The organism is Microbacterium sp. Bi128 (genome assembly GCF_918698205.1).
The window spans coordinates 1-1046 of sequence record NZ_CAKKMM010001650.1; the positions used below are offsets into that span (position 1 = coordinate 1).

The 1046-nt window shown below is 67.5% G+C and carries 1 protein-coding gene; it reads left to right on the forward strand.

The window, feature by feature from the left end:
* Positions 1-1046 (forward strand): FMN-binding glutamate synthase family protein (locus LQV45_RS35245; protein ID WP_230012684.1); only part of this gene is annotated, 1046 nt, incomplete at both ends.

Here is a 1046-nt window from a genome sequence, read left to right on the forward strand (position 1 = left end):
TGGAACGGGTTTCCAGCATCGTCAAGCGGTTCTCCACCGGCGCCATGAGCTACGGCTCCATCTCCAAGGAAGCCCACGAGACCCTCGCGATCGCCATGAACCGGCTGGGCGGCAAGTCCAACACCGGTGAAGGCGGCGAGGACGTGGACCGGCTGCTCGATCCCACCCGCCGTTCCGCGGTCAAGCAGATCGCCTCCGGCCGCTTCGGCGTCACCAGCCTGTACCTGTCCAACGCGGACGACATCCAGATCAAGATGGCCCAGGGTGCCAAGCCCGGCGAAGGCGGCCAGCTGATGGCGCAGAAGGTCTACCCCTGGGTGGCCCGCACGCGGCACTCGACGCCCGGCGTCGGCCTCATTTCGCCGCCCCCGCACCACGACATCTACTCGATCGAGGACCTCGCGCAGCTGATCTATGACGCCAAGCGCGCCAACCCCTCGGCCCGGGTGCACGTCAAACTCGTCTCCGAGGTCGGGATCGGCACCGTGGCGGCCGGCGTCACCAAGGCGAAGGCCGACGTCGTGCTGGTCTCCGGGCACGACGGCGGTACCGGCGCCTCGCCGCTGAACTCGCTCAAGCACGCCGGTGTCCCGTGGGAACTCGGCCTCGCCGAGACGCAGCAGACGCTTATGCTCAACGGCCTCCGCGACCGTGTGGTGGTGCAGGTCGACGGCCAGCTCAAGACCGGCCGCGACGTCGTGATCGCCGCGTTGCTCGGCGGCGAGGAGTTTGGTTTCGCCACCGCCCCGCTGGTGGTCTCCGGCTGCATCATGATGCGCGTCTGCCACCTGGACACCTGCCCGGTGGGCGTCGCGACCCAGAACCCCGAGCTGCGCTCCCGGTTCAACGGCAAGCCCGAATTCGTGGTGAACTTCTTCGAATTCCTTGCCGAGGAAGTCCGCGAAATCCTCGCCGAGCTGGGTTTCCGCAGCATCGAGGAGGCGATCGGCCACGCCGAGATGCTCGACTCCCGCGACGCGATCAACCACTGGAAGGCCGAAGGGCTGGACCTGGATCCGATCCTGCACGGGCTCGAGTTCGACAAC